The 889-nt window shown below is 73.0% G+C and carries 1 protein-coding gene; it reads right to left on the bottom strand.

All coding sequences use genetic code 11. The features are described 5' to 3' along the window. A partial coding sequence (locus AC01FP_RS18015; protein ID WP_474482168.1) for an ATP-binding cassette domain-containing protein occupies nucleotides 1-889 on the bottom strand: 889 nt, incomplete at both ends.

Below are 889 nucleotides of genomic sequence, written 5' to 3'. Positions count from 1 at the left end.
AGGTTTTCGAATGGCGTCTCACCCCCTGGAAATGGGCCCTTATCTGCCGGCCAGGCGGGCCCGTAGCTTCCTCGTTTATGCCGGGCCGGGTCGTCCAGCGTCCACACCTCGTCGGCCAGCGCAGCCAGGGCCGCATCGTGCGTGCTGTAGACGAGCGTGCCCTGGTGGGCCGAGAACAGCCGTTGCAGCGCCTGCACGGTGGGGGCGGCCAGGCAATGCTCGATGTCGTCCACCAGCAGCAGCACCGGCTTGCCCACCAGGGCCCTGGCCAGGGCCAGGGACCGCCGCTCCTGCCCCGTGAGGTTGGCACCGGCATCGCGCACGCGGCGCTCCAGGGTGTCTTCGTCCAGGGCCTGCTGCCAGCCGGCCGCGTCGCAGGCTGCCTGCAGATCGGCCATGTCCGCGCTGCTGCGTCGGTAACGCAGGTTCTTGGCCACCGTGCCCCGCAGCAGCGGCATCTCGGGTGCGATGAAGCTCACCGCGCGCGAGAAACGGCGTGCCGAGATGTCGTCGATGGGCACGCCGCCGAACCAGATGCCGCCGCCCGCCAGGGGGCGCAGGCGGGCCAGGGTCTCGAGCAGCGCGCTCTTGCCGCTGCCTGGTGCGCCCATCACCGCGACGCGGCGCCCGGCGGTGCTGTGCCCTGCAAAGGTGTGGCCGGGCCGTTCGCTGAGCGGCCAGCCCGCGATCTGCACGCTGCCATCGGCCGGCCTCGGATCGGCTGGTGCGCCGGGTGCGCGAGGCTCGGCATCGGCCAGGAACTCGGCGATGCGCTCGCGCGCCACCTGCGCGGCCGTGCGTTGTTCGAGTGCGCGGCCGATGCGCCGCAGGGGCGCGCCCAGCAGCCCGATCAGGCCCAGGGCCCCGATCAGCTGCCCCGTGGTGCCGG

Source organism: Cyanobium sp. NIVA-CYA 375 (assembly GCF_056108345.1).
The sequence above is the reverse complement of the archived record's forward strand: the minus strand, read 5'-3'. Positions and strand labels throughout refer to the sequence as shown.